Origin of the sequence: Mesorhizobium sp. 8, from assembly GCF_006351905.1 — a bacterium.
GTDB lineage: Bacteria > Pseudomonadota > Alphaproteobacteria > Rhizobiales > Rhizobiaceae > Mesorhizobium > Mesorhizobium composti.
Genome location: NZ_CP040914.1, coordinates 2220049 through 2234693, shown reverse-complemented (window position 1 = coordinate 2234693; position 14645 = coordinate 2220049). Strand labels below are relative to the sequence as shown.

Sequence of the window (14645 nt, the reverse complement as noted above, 5' to 3'; positions counted from 1 at the left end):
CCGGGATCGTGACCCGCCCCAGTAGGCCGGGCCTCGGCGCGTCTTTCAAGACCAGCCGTTTCGGGCTGAAATTTGTCGCCCGCCGGCCCCGCCGCTTCCGCGCGCGTCGCGCGGACGGGTTTCCTGCCGCTGGCCTTTCTGCCATCTTTGCCGCATATGAACTCACCGGCTAAGAGCAAGGAGGTCGTCCAGATGGCTCTGTTCGGTACGCGCGCCGCGACCTTTTTCCGGACCCGGAATCCGCAACGCGACCGCGACACGGATGCCGCGCGCGCCGGGCGTTTGCGCGCTTTCCTGGACGAATTGCACGGCGAGATCAAACATGAGCGCGACGGCCTGCGCGGGCGCTACGAGAGCGTGACGGCGCGCGCCGCCTTCTCGCAGCAGGCGCTGGAGCAGGACGAGGCCGGCCCCAAAACGGCTTCGTCCATCGACCAACTCACCCAGACCATGATTGATTATACGAGGCGGCTCGCCGCGCTCGAGGCGCAGGCCGTTTTCGTGAACGAGTTGCGCGAGCGGGCCGCGCTGTTTCCCCAGCAAACGGAAGAGGTAGGCGCCGGCGCCGCCGATCCGGTCCGGCCGGGCGCTTAACGCCGATCATAAAAAGTTACCGCGCCACGCCCCGTGAAAGCGGCGGCGCGTCACATTCTCATCCCTCGACAGCCTTATGTGCAGCGCAACGTTGGTTCGAACGGAGCGCCGGGGGAGGGCGGCGCCGCACCGAAAGGCGGTGGAATGACTGTATATACGAGGCATCCGAATCGTGGTCTCGCGTGGTTCGCCAAAGGACTGGCAGCGGGACTCGCGGTAGCGGCGATCGGCGCTCCCTTGGCCGCTCAGGCGGCGTCCGCCGGCAAATCCACAGCCAACGGCAAATCCTTCGTGGACGATTTCGACAGGCTCGATCCGAGCCGATGGTACATTTCCGACGGCTGGGCGAACGGCGACCATCAGAACTGCACATGGTCGAAGAAGCAGGCCAGCGTCGAGGACGGGCGGCTGAAGCTCGGCTTCGTCAAAGAGAAGACCAAGGACCGCGATTACGCCTGCGGCGAGGTCCAGACCTTCAAGCGATTCGGCTACGGTACCTTCGAGGCGCGCATGAAGGCGGTGGCGGGCTCCGGCCTCAACACCGGTTTCTTCTCCTTCATCGGCCCGGTCCACAAACAGCCGCATGACGAGATCGATTTCGAGGTGCTCGGCAAGGAGCCGTCGAAGGTCCAGATCAACCGCTTCGTCGATGGCAAGAGCCTCGGCCCGGCCAAGCTGGTGGACGTGCCAGGCGACGCCGACAAGGATTTCCACGACTACGCCTTCGTCTGGCAGAAGGACCGCATCGCCTGGTATGTCGACGGCAAGCTCGTCGGCGAGGTCACCGATCCCGACAAGCTGCCCAGCCATCCGGCCAAGATTTATCTGAGCATCTGGGGCAGCGACACGCTGACGTCGTGGATGGGCGCCTTCGCCGATCCCGGCCAGCCGATCGCGGCGGAAGTGGAGCGCGTCTCCTTCACCGCCGAGGGCGACAAGTGCCAGTTCCCGGACTCCATCGTCTGCAAGACGCAGTCGCAGTGAGAGGACGGCCGATGCTGCGCATCCTCTATCTCGTGCATAACCTGGCCGATCCTGCCGTGCAGCGCCGCGTGAGGATGCTGGAAGCGGGCGGTGCCACGGTGACGCTGGCCGGTTTCCGCCGGGGCGCCGTGCCGGAGCGCAATGAGGGCGAGGCGCCTGTCGAGCTCGGCCGCACCGAGGACGGCCGGTTCACGCAGCGGTTGGCTTCGGTGGCGTCGGCCGCCGTCTCGCTGGCGGGCAAGCTCAGGCATGTTCCGCGGCCCGACGTCATCATCGGCCGAAACCTGGAAATGCTGGCGCTCGCCAGGCGGGCGCGGGCGGCGTTCGGCGGCGACATCCCGCTCGTCTACGAATGCCTCGACATCCACCGCCTGCTGCTCGACGCCGGCCCGGTCGGCAAGGCGATGCGCGGCGCCGAGCGGCTGTTCGGCCGCGACGCGGCACTGCTGATCACCAGCTCGCCGGCCTTCGTGCGCGATTATTTCGTCCGCTTCGGGCAGTCTGCCGCGCCGGTCGCCTTGCTGCCGAACAAGGTGCTGGAACTGGATGCTTTGCCGGTTCCCGGCCAGCAGGCAGCATTGCCGGAAGCCGGCGAGCCGTGGTGGATCGGCTGGTTCGGTGCGCTGCGCTGCGCCAGGTCGCTGGACCTGCTGGCCGCCTTCACCCGGCAGGCAGGCGGGCGCTTCGAGGTCGTGCTGCGCGGTCGTCCTGCCTATCGCGAATTCGCCGATTTCGACGGCTTCGTCGCGGCCGAGCCGCATATCCGCTTTGCCGGCCCCTACCGCAATCCGGACGACCTCGCCGCCATCTACGGCGCGGTGCATTTCTGCTGGGCGATCGACTTCTTCGAGGAGGGACTGAACTCCGCCTGGCTGCTGCCCAACCGCCTTTACGAAGGCTGCCGCCATGGTGTTGTTCCGATCGCGATGCAAGGCACGGAAACGGCGCGCTTCCTTTCCGAACGGGGGATCGGCGTGCTGCTCGAGGACGCTTCCGTGGACGCGCTGCAAACGGCGTTGTCCGCGATGGACCGGGAAAACTACGAGGCCCTGCGCCGTCGGGTCGTCGGGCACGACAAAGCCGAATGGGCCGCGGGCATCGGCGACTGCCGCGCGCTGGTCGAGCGCCTGCAAGCGTTGGCCGGCTCGCGGGTCGGCGGCGATATCCTGCTGGAGGCCGCGGCATGACCAGCCAAACCGACGCCGAACCTTTGCACGCTGAAACCTCGCGTGCCGCGCCGGCCGGACGCTGCATGGTGATCATCCCGTGCCTGAACGAGGTCGCCCATATCGGCGACCTCATCGCGCAACTGATCGGCCCGGCGGATCGGCTGGACATGCTGATCGTCGTCGCCGACGGCGGCAGCACGGACGGCACCCGGCGCATCGTGGAGGAAATCGCCGCGCTCGAACCGCGCGTCGTCCTGCTCGACAATCCCCGTAAGGTGCAGGCCGCCGCCGTCAATCTCGCCGTCATCAGATACGGCGAGGCGTTCGCGCGCTTCATCCGCATCGACGCGCATGGCGGCTATCCCGACGACTATTGCGAAAAGCTGATCGAGGAGGCGGACGCCACAGGCGCCGATTCGGTGGTCGTCTCCATGCTCACGCAGGGGATCGGTCCCTTCCAGCGGGCAACCGCAACGGCGCAGAATTCGAAGCTCGGCAATGGTGGCTCGCCGCATCGCGAGGGCGCCAAGGGCCATTGGACCGATCACGGCCACCATGCGCTGATGAGCGTGGCAGCGTTCCGCGCCGTCGGCGGCTACGACGAAAGCTTCAGCCACAACGAGGACGCCGAGCTCGACTTCCGGCTCGCTGCCGCGGGCTATCGCATCTGGATGACCGACAAAACCGTCATGACCTATTATCCGCGCGCTTCGGTCGCCGGCCTGTTCCGGCAATATCTGGGCTACGGGCGCGGCCGGGCGAAAAACATCCTCAAACACCGCGCCATGCCGAAGCTCAGGCAGATGGTGCCGTTGATGGTGCTGCCGGTTGTGGCCGGCGCGCTGCTCGCCGTCATCAACCTTTCGGCGCTGATCCCGATGGGGCTGTGGGTTGCGGCATGCCTCGGCTACGGAATCTGGCTGGCGCTGGCCGAGCGCAATCCCTACGGCCCGCTCGCCGGCGTCTCGGCGATGGTCATGCATCTCGCATGGTCGGCCGGCTTCTGGTTGCAACTGACTCTTTCCTGGACGCGGAGGGTGGCAGCGCGATGACCGATCCCATCCGCATCGACGTCGGCATCTGCACGTTCCGCCGCCCGCAACTCGAACAGACGCTGCGCTCGCTGGCCGGCCTGCACGTTCCGGCCGGGGTAGCGCTGCGCGTCATCGTCGCCGACAACGATTCGGCGCCGAGCGCGCGCGCGCTGGTCTATGGGCTGGCTGTCGGCCTGCCCTTCGAGATCGTCTACGTCCATTGCCCGGCCTCCAACATCTCGCTCGCCCGCAATGCCTGCCTGGAGGCGGCCGGCGGCGATTTCCTGATCTTCATGGACGACGACCAGGAGATCGTGTCTGGCGACTGGCTGACGGAGTTCCTGTCGGTCGCCAACGCCACGCGCGCCGACGTCGTGCTCGGGCCAGTGCTTGCCGTCTATGGCGAGGACGCGCCGCGCTGGATGCGCGAGGGCGACTTCCATTCGACCCGCCCTGTGCGTGTCGACGGCAAGATCCGCACCGGCTATTCCGGCAACACGCTGCTGCGCCTGTCTTCGGCCGTGGTCGCGGGGCGGCGCTTCAGCCTGCCGCTCGGCCGCAGCGGCGGCGAGGACACCGATTACTTCACCCGGCTTCACCGGGCGGGCGGGCGCATCGCCTATGCGCCCGATGCCGCAGCACGCGAGCCGGTGCCGGCTGCTCGCGCCAGCTTCACCTGGCTGGCGAAGCGCCGCTTCCGCAGCGGCCAGACGCATGGGCGGCTGGCCGGCGAAGGCCTGTCGCGCATGGCAATCGCGCGCGAGTGCCTGACTGCCACGGCCAAGGCCGGCTATTGCCTCGGCGCGGCGGGCCTCAGCGCTTTTTCCGCCGCCCAGCGCAACCATCATGCCCTGCGCGGCGTTCTGCATGCCGGCGTGGTCGTCGGTCTGCTGGGTGTCGATGAAATCCAGCAATATGGCGGGGACGTTCCGCCGGAAGCTGCAATCGAAGATCCGATCGGAGGCCGAATGGAGGGCAAGCGCCATGCAGCCTGACGTCACGGTTCTCATCGCCGCCTTCAACGCCGGGGACACGATCGGCCGCGCCATCGACAGCGCGCTGGCGCAGCGCGGCGTCTCGGTGGAGGTCGTCGTCGCCGACGATTGCTCGACCGACCGCAGCGTGGAGATCGCGCGCGGTTTTTCGGAACATCTGGTGCGCGTCGTCGAACTGGAGAAAAACCGTGGACCGGGCGGCGCCCGCAATGCCGGGCTCGCCATCGCTTCAGGCCGTTGGGTGGCGGTGCTCGATGCCGACGACACGATCCATCCCGAGCGGCTGGCGCACATGGTCCGCCGCGCCGAGACGGAGGGCGCCCAGGTCGCCGTCGACAATCTCGAGGTCGTGCGCGAGGACGCCGGCGGCAGTGAGCCGATGTTTTCGCCGGAGCAGCTTCAGGGCTTGCCGCATCTGTCGTTGGCCGAGCTGATCGGCACCAGCCTGCTGTTCGAAAGCACCTTCTCCTATGGCTACATGAAGCCGGTGTTCGAGCGCCGTTTTCTCGAACAGGCCGGCCTGCGCTACGACGAGACGCTGCGCATCGGCGAGGACTATATCTTCCTTGCCTCGGCGCTGGCGCGCGGCGGGCGCTGCGTGGTCGAGTCGGGCGCCGGCTACCGCTACCACGTCCGTGCCGGCTCGATCTCGCGCGTGCTGGAACCGCACCATATCGAGGCGATGCTCGCCGCCGACGCGGCGTTCCTGCGCGACCATGACCTCGACGCGCCGGCGCTGGCGGCGCAGGCGCGCCGCACCAGGAGCCTGCGTCGGGGTGCGTCATTCCTCTCGCTCGTCGATCACCTCAAGCGGCGGGCGCCGCTGAAGGCGGCCGGCGTCGCGCTGCGCGATCCGGCAGCGCTGCGCCACCTCGGCATGCCGATCGCGGCGCGGCTGCGGCGGCTGTCGGCTCCGGTATCATCGAGGGCGGCGGAAGCCGGCTGAAAATTTTCGAGTTTGGCGGGGGTGCCAACCGAAACAGGGATGTGATGAAAAAAGTCAGAAAAGCAGTGATACCTGTCGCCGGCCTCGGAACGCGCTTCCTGCCTGCCACAAAGGCGATGCCGAAGGAGATGCTGACCATCGTCGACCGTCCCGTCGTGCAATATGCCGTCGACGAGGCGCTGGAGGCGGGCATCGAGCACATCGTCTTCGTCACCGGCCGCAACAAGCACATCATCGAAGACTATTTCGACATCCAGCCGGAATTGCTCGACACGCTCACCCGCTCGGGCAAGACGGACCAGCTTTCGACGCTCAACCGCATGCAGCCGCAGCCGGGCGCCATCTCGTTCACCCGCCAGCAGGCGCCGCACGGCCTCGGCCACGCCGTCTGGTGCGCCCACGACGTGATCGGCGACGAGCCGTTCGCGCTGCTTCTGCCCGACATGGTCTCGTTCGGCGAGCGCGGCTGCCTGGCCGGCGTCATGGAGCTTTACGAGCGCACCGGCGGCAACGTCGTGGCAGTGGAGCAGTGCGATCCGCTCGACACCGGCAGCTACGGCATCGTCGGCAAGGGGCCGGGCGTGGAGAAGGGCTTTGCCATCACAGGCATGGTCGAGAAGCCGGAGCCTTCGGCGGCGCCCTCCAATTTCTACATCAACGGCCGCTACGTGCTGCAGCCGGAAATCTTCGGGCTGCTCGACAACCAGGAGCGCGGCGCCGGCGGCGAAATCCAGCTCACGGACGCGATGCTGCGCCTGTCCGCCGCGCAGGATTTCTTCGCCAGCCCGTTCGAGGGCCGGATGTTCGACTGCGGCTCGAAGGACGGCTTCATCCAGGCCAACGTCGCCTTCGCGCTGGCCCGCGCCGACATCAGGGACCTGGTGCTGGAGCCGATCGAGACGATCATCGCCCAGCAGACACGGCGCAGCGAAGCGGCCTGATCGCGCTGGACATAGCTATGGCCACGGCCCTGGGGCAATCCCCGACGGTGGCCGTGGCCGTGATTTTCGACCGACGAGCAAGCAGATCGGCAAGTCATGAACCATGGACGTTTTTTCTTGAGCAAGCCAGTTCCCATGCCTTCGGACGAGACGGATGGCTTCATCGACCTCGACCGGCTTCTGTCCGCGGCAAAGCGGCAGATCAGGGTGGTGGCGCTGTTCGGCGTGGCGGGGCTGGCGCTGGGCGTCGTCTATCTGTTGTTCACGCCCTCGGTCTACACCGCCTCGACCAATATCCTGCTCGACGACAGCCTGACGAAGTTCGCCGAGGACAAGCCGACGCCGCAGCCGGCGGCGCAGGCGGAATCGATGGTGCTGAGCGAAGTCGAGATCCTGAAATCGGCACAGCTCGCGCGCGCCGTGGTCGAGGCGCAGCATCTCCAGGACAACGAGGCTTTCCTCAACCCGCCCGTTTCTCCCATCGCCTGGGCGAAGTCGACGGTCAAAAGCGTGCTCAAGGTCTTTTCCAGCCCGCCGCCTTCCACGGGTTCGGTGGAGGACGCCAAGGTCGGCAAGGCGATGGCGATCCTGCAGCAGAACCTCGATGCCGAACGGGTCGGCCGCAGCTACGTCATCTCGCTATCCTACTCGGCCAACGACCCGAAGCTGGCCGGCGCCATCACGCGGGCCTATGCCGATGCCTACCTGGCGGATCATCTCAACGCCAATTTCGACGCCACCCAGCGGGCTACCGTGTGGCTGCAAGGGCGGCTGGACGACCTGCGTGAGCGTTCGCAGGAGGCGTCGCGGGAGGTCGAGACGTATCGCGCGGCCCATGGTCTGACGGCCGCGAGCGGTGAACTGGTGTCGGACCAGCAGTTGTCCGACCTCACCAAGCAGCTGATCCTGGCGCAGGCCGACACCGCCAACGCGCTGGCGCGCTACAACCAGTTCAAGTCGATCGTCGACAGCGGGCCGGAAAACGCCGTCAAGAACGCCACCGTGCCGATCGAGAAGGGCAGCAGCGGCACCAACACGGCGCTGCTGACGGACCTCAGGACCCGCTACCTCGCCATGGCCAAGCGCGAGCAGGATATTTCCGCCCGTTTCGGCGAGGACCACCCGCAGGCGGTGGCGCTGCGGCGCGAAGAGGCCGACGTGGCGAAGCAGATATTCGGCGAACTCACGCGGCTCACCGAAAGCTATCGCAACGAATACGAGGTGGCGAAGTCGCGCGAGGCGTCGCTGCGCATCAATGTCGGTGAACTGTCGGACCAGAGCTCCAAGTCCGGCCAGTCGGGCGTGGAGCTGCGCGCCCTGGAACAGAAGGCGCAGGCGCTGGCGACGCTCTACCAGTCCTTCCTGGGACGCTACGCGGAAGCCTCGCAGCAGCGCTCATTCCCGATCGCGCAGGCGCGCGTCATCTCGCAGGCGGGCAATCCGGTGGCGGCGTCCAGCCCGCGCAAGACGATGACGCTCGCCCTTTCGCTGGTGCTCGGCCTGTTCGCGGGGGCGGGAATGGGCGCGCTGCGCGAATTCCGCGAGCGCTTCTTCCGCACCGCCGAGGACGTGCAGAATTCGCTCGACGTCAAGTTCCTTGGCTATCTGCCGATCGTCGGGTCCGCCTTCCGCAGCAAGGCGGCGACGAACGGCGGCAACGGGGCGGAGCAGGCGCAGACGCCGCGCGAAACCACCATCCCGCGCATCCTGCGCGTCGCCATCAACGCCCCGGCCTCTTCCTTCGCCGAGACGCTGCGCAACGTGAAGCTCGCCAGCGACGTGGTGCTGCAGCGCAATCCCTGCAAGGTCATCGGCTTCGTTTCGGTGCTGCCGCACGAGGGCAAGACGACCGTGGCCGCCAATTTTGCCGGCCTGCTGGCGGCCAACGGCGCCAAGACGCTGCTGATCGACGGCGATCTGCGAAACCCCGGCCTCAGCCGCAGCCTGCCGATCATTCCGGAGAAAGGGCTGGTAGAGGCCGTCGTCGGCGGCGAGCAGCGCTGGCAGAACACGCTTCTGGTCGACCGCAAGACGCGGCTCGCCATCCTGCCGACGGTGATCCGCGGCCGGCTTCCGCACACCGGCGAGTTGATCTCGGGACCGGGCATGCGCGAACTGATCGAATCGGCACGGCAATCCTTCGACTACATCGTCGTCGACCTGCCGCCCTTTGGGCCGGTGGTCGACGCCAAGGCGTTCGCGCCGATGGCCGACGGCTTCGTGCTGGTGGCGGAATGGGGCGCCACACCGCGCGCGCTGGTGCGCTCGGCCTTGCAGGCCGAGCCGCAGATCGCAGCCAAGGTGCTCGGCCTCGTCCTGAACAAGACCGACATCAAGCAACTGTCGCGCTACGGCCTGTTCGGCAGCGCCGAACAGTATCTCGACCGCTATTCCTCCTACTATGTCGAGCAGGCCCATATGGCCGGCTCGGCGGCCGACAAGCCGGCCAACCGGATGGAGCCGGCTTGATGGCGCGCCCGCTTGCCCAACGGTCAGGTGGTGAAATACCGGCCCTTGTTCTGCCAGATGCGCAGCGCTGTCAGACGGCCGGTGAAGAAGGCGCCGGTGTCGATGTCGACGCGCATGCCGTCGCGGCGGGCTTCGGCAACCGGCGTGTGGCCGTGGACGACATAGCGGGTCAGGCGGTGCGCGGCCTTGAAAAAGTCCTCGCGGATGAAGACCAGGTCGCGATCCGACTGCCGCTCCAGTGGCACGTCCGGACGGATGCCGGCATGAACGAACAGGAAGCCCGGCGTTTCCACCATGATCGGCAGCGAGCGCAGGAAGGCGACGTGCTGGGCAGGGATCGCTTCGCGGATGACATCGTCGATCTGGCGCTCGGTGCGGTAGACGGTGCGCAGGCGCTCGTGGTCGATGCCGTAGGAGAGCAGGGTCTGCTCGGCGCCCATCGTCAGCCAGCCCATCAGGCCGGTGCGTCCCTCCAGATAGTCGAGCATGACCATCTCATGGTTGCCGGTCAGGCAGATGCGCCGGAAGCCGGGCGGCGGCAGCGCCGCCAGGTGATCGAGCACCTGGGCCGAGGCCGGGCCGCGGTCGACGTAGTCGCCGATCATGACGATGAGCTTTTCGCCGGGCAACTCGGCGGCGTCGCGCTGGATGACGCTTTCAAGCGCCAGAAGCTCGTCGAGACAGCCATGCACGTCGCCGATCGCATAGATGGCGGTGTCCTTCAGGTCGAGGCGCAGGCGGAGGCGCTTTTCCGCCGCGCCGCGCCGGGCGACGCCCAGCAGATTGCTCCAAGCCTTCAACGGGAGGCCCTTTTCTTCATCGCCATGGTCGAGCGGCCCGCCCCGTGCTGCGGTCCGGAATGAAACCGATCGAGGAGACGATCGTGACCTTCCGCAACGTTTTCGAGGTGCCGGCCGGATCGCTGGACCCGGTCCGCAGGTCCATGTCGGATCGTATCAGGATCGCGCGCGGCCTTTGCATCGTCTTCATGACCTTCGTTCACGTGCCGCCGGGCATCGGGGGTAACGTCTACGCCCGCGACGCCGGGGTCTTCGATCTCGTCTATTTCGCTCTCTCGCGCATGGTGGGGCTGAGTTCGGTTTCGCTGCTCAGCGTCGTCTCCGGCTATTTCATCGTCTCCAGCCTGGCCAAGGTCGGGACACATCGCCTTTTCGTGTCGAAAGTGAAGACGCTGGTCGTGCCACTGGTGGCCTGGAACCTCCTCATGCTGGCGCTTCTCGCGCTCTACGGGCTGATGCGCGGCAAATGGCAGGACTTGCCGGACTTCACCGCGCTCGGCATGGCCGACGCGCTGTTCGCCCTTACCGGATGGCCGCTTGACGTGCCTTTGTGGTTTCTTCGCGACCTTTTCGTCTGCTGCCTGTTTTCGCCGCTTCTCTATGTTGCGCTCAAGCGCGTTCCCGTCGCCACGATCCTGTTGCTGATCGCTTATACGCTGTTCGGCGAGGACCTTTACCTGCTGCAACGGCCGCAACTGATGCTGTTCTTCGCCCTTGGCATGTGGCTGCGCCTGTCGAAGACGGCCGAGCCCGTCATCGACCGCATGGCGCGCTGGCTGCTTCCGGGCCTCGTCGTCATGGTTGTGCTCTATATGATCCTCAGGATCGAGAACGTGCTGTTCGGCGACATGACGGACGAACTCAGGCTGACGCTGGACACGGCGCTGCGCATCACCATGGCGGCGGGCTTCTGGCTGCTGACCGAGGCGATCCGCCGCTCGCGCTTCGCCGGCGGTTTCCTCTGGTTCGAGCCCTACGCCTTCTTCCTGTTCTGCAGCCATGCGATCCTGTTCCACTTCGCCGCCATTCCGTTGCGGCGCGTCTTCGGCAACTACGGCAGCGACCTGTTCGCGATCACCTTCTTCGCGCTGCCCTGCCTGGCGGTGATCGGCGCGGTGATCGGCCTGCAGGCTATCAACGGGTCGCGGCCGCTACTTGTCCTGTTCAATGCCGGCCACGGCGTGGAGCCCCTGCGCAAGGTCGCCGGGCGCGACGCGCGGGCCGCTCGGTCGCGAGCGGGGTAGCGCATGGCCAACGTCACCACACGCCTGATCAAGGGGAGCCTCTGGCTTTCGCTGGCGCGCGCCATCGTCAACGGGCTGGCGGCGCTCAGCACCTTCATCCTGGCCTGGAACCTGGCGCCGTCCGACTTCGGCGTCGTCGCGCTCGGCATGACGATCCTGATGATCGTCTCGACGGTGACGGAGCTTTCGCTGGCCGAGGCGCTGATCCGCCACGAGGCGCCCGGCGAGTCGCATTTCAGCGCCGCATGGACCCTGAACGCCCTGCGCGGGCTGGTGCTGGCGCTGTTCTTCGCCGCCGCCGCGAAACCCGCCGCGCTGCTGTTCGAGGAACCGCGTCTGACCGGAGTCATGCTGGCGCTGGGCCTCAGCGTTTTCCTGAGCGGCCTCACCAACCCGCGCCGCATCATGTATCAGCGCGACCTGATCTTCTGGCAGGAATTCGTGCTTGCCGTATCGCAGAAGCTCACCGGCTTCATCGCCGCGGTGGCGATCGCCATCATCTATCACAGCTACTGGGCGCTGGTGATCGGCACGCTCGTCACCCAGGCGACCAACGTCGCGGTTTCCTATCTCGTGCTGCCGTTCAGGCCGCGCATCACCTTCCGCCACATGCGGGAGTTCTTCTCCTTCTCGGCATGGCTGAGCGCCGGCCAGATCGTCAACACGCTGAACTGGCGCTTCGATTACCTGCTGGTCGGCAAGATGCTCGGCAACACGGCGCTGGGCTATTACTCGGTCGGCTCGAACCTCGCCATGATGCCGACGCGCGAGGCGACGATGCCGCTGACGCAGACCATCTATCCGGGCTTCGCCAGCATCCAGAACGATCCGGCGCGGCTGGCCGCTGCCTACCAGCGAGCGCAGGCGCTGCTGACGGCGGTGGCGCTGCCGGCCGGCATCGGCGTCGCCGTCATCGCCGACCCGCTTGTGCGGCTGGCGCTCGGCGAGAAATGGGCGCCGGTCATCTTCATCATCCAGGCGCTTGCCTCGGTGTTCGCCCTTCAGACGCTGGGCTCGCTGGTGCAGCCGCTCGGCATGGCGAAGGGCGAGACGCGGATGCTGTTCGTGCGCGATACGCAGATGCTTCTCGTGCGCGTGCCGATCATGGTCGCCGGGCTTCTGCTCGCCGGCCTTCCCGGCGTCGTCGTCGGCCGGGTATTTACCGGCCTTTGCAGCGCCGTCGTCAACATGGTGCTGGTGCGACGCCTGATCGACCTGCCGGTGATGCGGCAATTGCAGGCGAATTTGCGTGCGCTGGTCAGCGTCGCGGTGATGGCGGCGGGCGTCGCGTTTGCCGCCGGCCAGCTTCCCCATACGGGCGACAGGCCGATGCTGGCGCTGCACCTGGCGACGCTGGTGGCGCTGGGCGGCTTCCTCTACTGCGCCGCGACCTTCCTGCTGTGGGAGGCGATGGGCCGCCCGCAGGGACCGGAGCGGGAAGTGCAAACCATTTTGGGCAAGCTGCTGGCAAAGCTGCGTCCGGCGAGGAGGCAGGCTTGAGCCGCAATCGAACGGAGAAAAGACGATGGTGACGGAACCCCGGCTGGCGCTGATCGCCGAGCTCGAAGCCGCAATCCATGCTTGCCTCAAGGCGCATGTCCGCGAGGACGAACCGGTCGCCATCCTCGACTTCCCGGATATCCGCAACTGCGGCGATTCCGCGATCTGGCTGGGCGAGATGGCCTATCTCGCGAACCGTCACGGCAAGCGGCCGGCCTATGTCTCGCGCATGGACGATTTCTCGGCCGAACAGCTCCGGCGCGCCGCACCGGACGGGCCGATCTTCATCCATGGCGGCGGCAATTTCGGCGACATCTGGGGTGCGCATCAGGATTTCCGCGAGCGCGTGCTGGAGCTGTTCCCGGATCGGCCGGTCATCCAGTTCCCGCAGTCAATCCACTACCAGTCGCCCGAGCGCATCGAACAGAGCGCGCGGGCGATCGGCCGGCACCGGAACTTCACGCTTCTGGTGCGCGACGAGGAATCGCGGGCTTTCGCCGAAAAGCATTTCGACTGCGCGGTCACGCTGTGCCCCGACATGGCTTTCGCCATTGGCCCGGTGGAGTCGGCGCCGGCCATCTTCCCGGTGCTGGCCATGCTGCGGGCGGACCGGGAAAAGGCAGGAAACGCCGAACCCGCGGCCTGGCCCGGCCTGCCGGTCGAGGACTGGATCTCGGAATCGCCGCGCAGCGTGCAGGCCTCCAAGGCGTTCGGCGCCGCCTCGGCGCTGCTGTCGCTGAAGCCGGCGGAACTCAGGCTCGCCAAGCTCGACGCCGCCGCCCACAACCGCTTCCGGCGCGGCATCCGGCAGATATCGCGCGGCCGGGCCATCGTCACCGACCGGCTACATGTCCACATCTGCTCGCTGCTGATCGGCCGCCCGCATGCCGTGCTCGACAACAGTTACGGCAAAGTGCGCCGCTTCATGGCCGCCTTCTCCGGCGGGACCGATCTTTCCTACCGGGCGGCATCGCTGGACGACGGCATCGCCTGGGCACAGCAGGCTGCCGAGGGCGCCGCCGGAAAAGCCGCGGCCTGACGACAGGGGACTAACCCATGCTGACCTTCATCATTCCCGTCCGCCATCAGGACAATGCCCGCGACTGGAGCCTGCTCAAGGCGAACCTTGCGCAGACCGCCGCCTCCATCGCCAGCCAGGTGCATCCGGGCTGGCGCGCGCTGGTGGTCGCCAACGAGGGCGCCGACCTGCCGGCATTGCCCGTCGGCTTCGACGTCGTGCGCGTCACCTTCCCGCCCAACAACCTGCACGAGATGGGTGAGGCGGACCTGGAGGCCGTCTACGACGCCTTCCGCGCCGACAAGGGCCGGCGCGTTCTGGCCGGCATGCTGGCCGCCCGCGACAGCCGCTTCTTCATGATCGTCGACGACGACGATTTCGTCAGCGCCCGCATCGCCGGCCATGCGGCCGAAAACCCCGACGCCAACGGCTGGACCGTCGAGCGCGGCTATATCTGGGACGACGGCGGCCGATTGCTGCTCGGCTACGATGAATTCAACCATCTGTGCGGCACCTCGCTGATCGTGCGCGCCGACCTCTACGGCTTGCCGGAACGCTTCGAGGACGCCTCGCTCGACTGGATCAAGACGATGCTGGGCAGCCATGTGCGGATCGCCGACATCCTGGCCGAGCGCGGCACGCCGCTCAACCCGCTGCCGTTTCGCGGCGCCGTCTACCGCGTCGCGCATGGCGGCTCGCACAGCAAGGCGCCCAGCCTCGTGAAGAAGTACTTCCTCAGCCGCGAAGCGATGAGAAGGCCGAGGCGCCTGCTCAGGCACCTCGCCCGCCTGCGGCTGGTCGACGACGGCGCCCGGCGTGAATTCTTCGGCATGCCGGCGAGGAATTGAACCGCCTCGTTCGCCGCGTGTTTGCCGGCGGAAAGAATTTCCGCGATCGCGCGCGGTCGCGATCATCTCGGGAGGCGATATAAATATCGACAAACCGCTCGCG

General features: G+C 67.0%; 13 protein-coding genes. 12 read left to right on the top strand and 1 reads right to left on the bottom strand.

Going from position 1 to position 14645, the window contains the following annotated elements:
* The first annotated feature begins 72 nt into the window (after positions 1 to 72).
* The 8 genes from FGU64_RS10795 (at position 73) to FGU64_RS10760 (ending at position 9132) form a co-directional block, all read left to right on the top strand.
* Positions 73 to 594, top strand: a complete 522-nt coding sequence (locus FGU64_RS10795) for a hypothetical protein (RefSeq protein ID WP_139953297.1) — start codon at positions 73 to 75, stop codon at positions 592 to 594.
* A 144-nt stretch (positions 595 to 738) separates the two neighbouring features.
* Positions 739 to 1578: a glycoside hydrolase family 16 protein gene (locus tag FGU64_RS10790; RefSeq protein WP_139953296.1), complete on the top strand. Its 840-nt coding sequence runs from the start codon at positions 739 to 741 to the stop codon at positions 1576 to 1578.
* A gap of 11 nt (positions 1579 to 1589) precedes the next feature.
* Complete coding sequence (locus tag FGU64_RS10785; protein ID WP_139953295.1) at positions 1590 to 2765, top strand: glycosyltransferase; 1176 nt, start codon at positions 1590 to 1592, stop codon at positions 2763 to 2765.
* Between the two features lie 65 nt (positions 2766 to 2830).
* Entirely contained in the window at positions 2831 to 3799 is a 969-nt protein-coding gene (locus FGU64_RS10780; RefSeq protein WP_180375711.1) for a glycosyltransferase family 2 protein, read from the top strand.
* Positions 3796 to 4776, top strand: a complete 981-nt coding sequence (locus FGU64_RS10775) for a glycosyltransferase family 2 protein (RefSeq protein ID WP_139953293.1) — start codon at positions 3796 to 3798, stop codon at positions 4774 to 4776. Before FGU64_RS10780 ends, FGU64_RS10775 begins: the two co-directional genes overlap by 4 nt.
* Positions 4766 to 5722: a glycosyltransferase family 2 protein gene (locus FGU64_RS10770; protein ID WP_139953292.1), complete on the top strand. Its 957-nt coding sequence runs from the start codon at positions 4766 to 4768 to the stop codon at positions 5720 to 5722. Before FGU64_RS10775 ends, FGU64_RS10770 begins: the two co-directional genes overlap by 11 nt.
* A gap of 44 nt (positions 5723 to 5766) precedes the next feature.
* Positions 5767 to 6663 (top strand): UTP--glucose-1-phosphate uridylyltransferase, encoded by an 897-nt coding sequence (locus FGU64_RS10765; RefSeq protein WP_139953291.1) that lies wholly within the window; start codon positions 5767 to 5769, stop codon positions 6661 to 6663.
* 117 nt (positions 6664 to 6780) lie between these two features.
* On the top strand, positions 6781 to 9132 hold the full coding sequence (locus FGU64_RS10760; protein WP_348639791.1) for a polysaccharide biosynthesis tyrosine autokinase: 2352 nt from the start codon (positions 6781 to 6783) through the stop codon (positions 9130 to 9132).
* 23 nt (positions 9133 to 9155) lie between these two features.
* Here FGU64_RS10760 and FGU64_RS10755 read toward each other — a convergent pair whose 3' ends face one another.
* Positions 9156 to 9932: a metallophosphoesterase gene (locus FGU64_RS10755; RefSeq protein WP_139953290.1), complete on the bottom strand. Its 777-nt coding sequence runs from the start codon at positions 9930 to 9932 to the stop codon at positions 9156 to 9158.
* An 83-nt stretch (positions 9933 to 10015) separates the two neighbouring features.
* On the opposite strand from FGU64_RS10755, the gene FGU64_RS10750 reads away from it, so the two are divergent.
* Genes FGU64_RS10750 through FGU64_RS10735 form a run of 4 tightly spaced genes read left to right on the top strand, consistent with a single transcriptional unit; the run spans position 10016 to position 14542 of the window.
* On the top strand, positions 10016 to 11176 hold the full coding sequence (locus tag FGU64_RS10750; RefSeq protein WP_246671296.1) for an acyltransferase family protein: 1161 nt from the start codon (positions 10016 to 10018) through the stop codon (positions 11174 to 11176).
* Between the two features lie 3 nt (positions 11177 to 11179).
* Complete coding sequence (locus FGU64_RS10745) at positions 11180 to 12676, top strand: lipopolysaccharide biosynthesis protein (RefSeq protein WP_136359644.1); 1497 nt, start codon at positions 11180 to 11182, stop codon at positions 12674 to 12676.
* Between the two features lie 25 nt (positions 12677 to 12701).
* Positions 12702 to 13715, top strand: coding sequence for a polysaccharide pyruvyl transferase family protein (locus FGU64_RS10740; RefSeq protein WP_136359645.1), 1014 nt, complete (start codon positions 12702 to 12704; stop codon positions 13713 to 13715).
* 17 nt (positions 13716 to 13732) lie between these two features.
* On the top strand, positions 13733 to 14542 hold the full coding sequence (locus tag FGU64_RS10735; protein ID WP_139953288.1) for a galactosyl transferase: 810 nt from the start codon (positions 13733 to 13735) through the stop codon (positions 14540 to 14542).
* The last annotated feature ends 103 nt before the right edge of the window (positions 14543 to 14645 follow it).

Bases quoted from the DNA above. Each gene is read 5' to 3' on its own strand.
- FGU64_RS10790 (WP_139953296.1), top strand. From the start codon at position 739: ATGACTGTATATACGAGGCATCCGAATCGTGGTCTCGCGTGGTTCGCC.
- FGU64_RS10785 (WP_139953295.1), top strand. From the start codon at position 1,590: ATGCTGCGCATCCTCTATCTCGTGCATAACCTGGCCGATCCTGCCGTG.
- FGU64_RS10780 (WP_180375711.1), top strand. From the start codon at position 2,831: ATGGTGATCATCCCGTGCCTGAACGAGGTCGCCCATATCGGCGACCTC.
- FGU64_RS10775 (WP_139953293.1), top strand. From the start codon at position 3,796: ATGACCGATCCCATCCGCATCGACGTCGGCATCTGCACGTTCCGCCGC.
- FGU64_RS10770 (WP_139953292.1), top strand. From the start codon at position 4,766: ATGCAGCCTGACGTCACGGTTCTCATCGCCGCCTTCAACGCCGGGGAC.
- FGU64_RS10765 (WP_139953291.1), top strand. From the start codon at position 5,767: ATGAAAAAAGTCAGAAAAGCAGTGATACCTGTCGCCGGCCTCGGAACG.
- FGU64_RS10745 (WP_136359644.1), top strand. From the start codon at position 11,180: ATGGCCAACGTCACCACACGCCTGATCAAGGGGAGCCTCTGGCTTTCG.
- FGU64_RS10740 (WP_136359645.1), top strand. From the start codon at position 12,702: ATGGTGACGGAACCCCGGCTGGCGCTGATCGCCGAGCTCGAAGCCGCA.
- FGU64_RS10735 (WP_139953288.1), top strand. From the start codon at position 13,733: ATGCTGACCTTCATCATTCCCGTCCGCCATCAGGACAATGCCCGCGAC.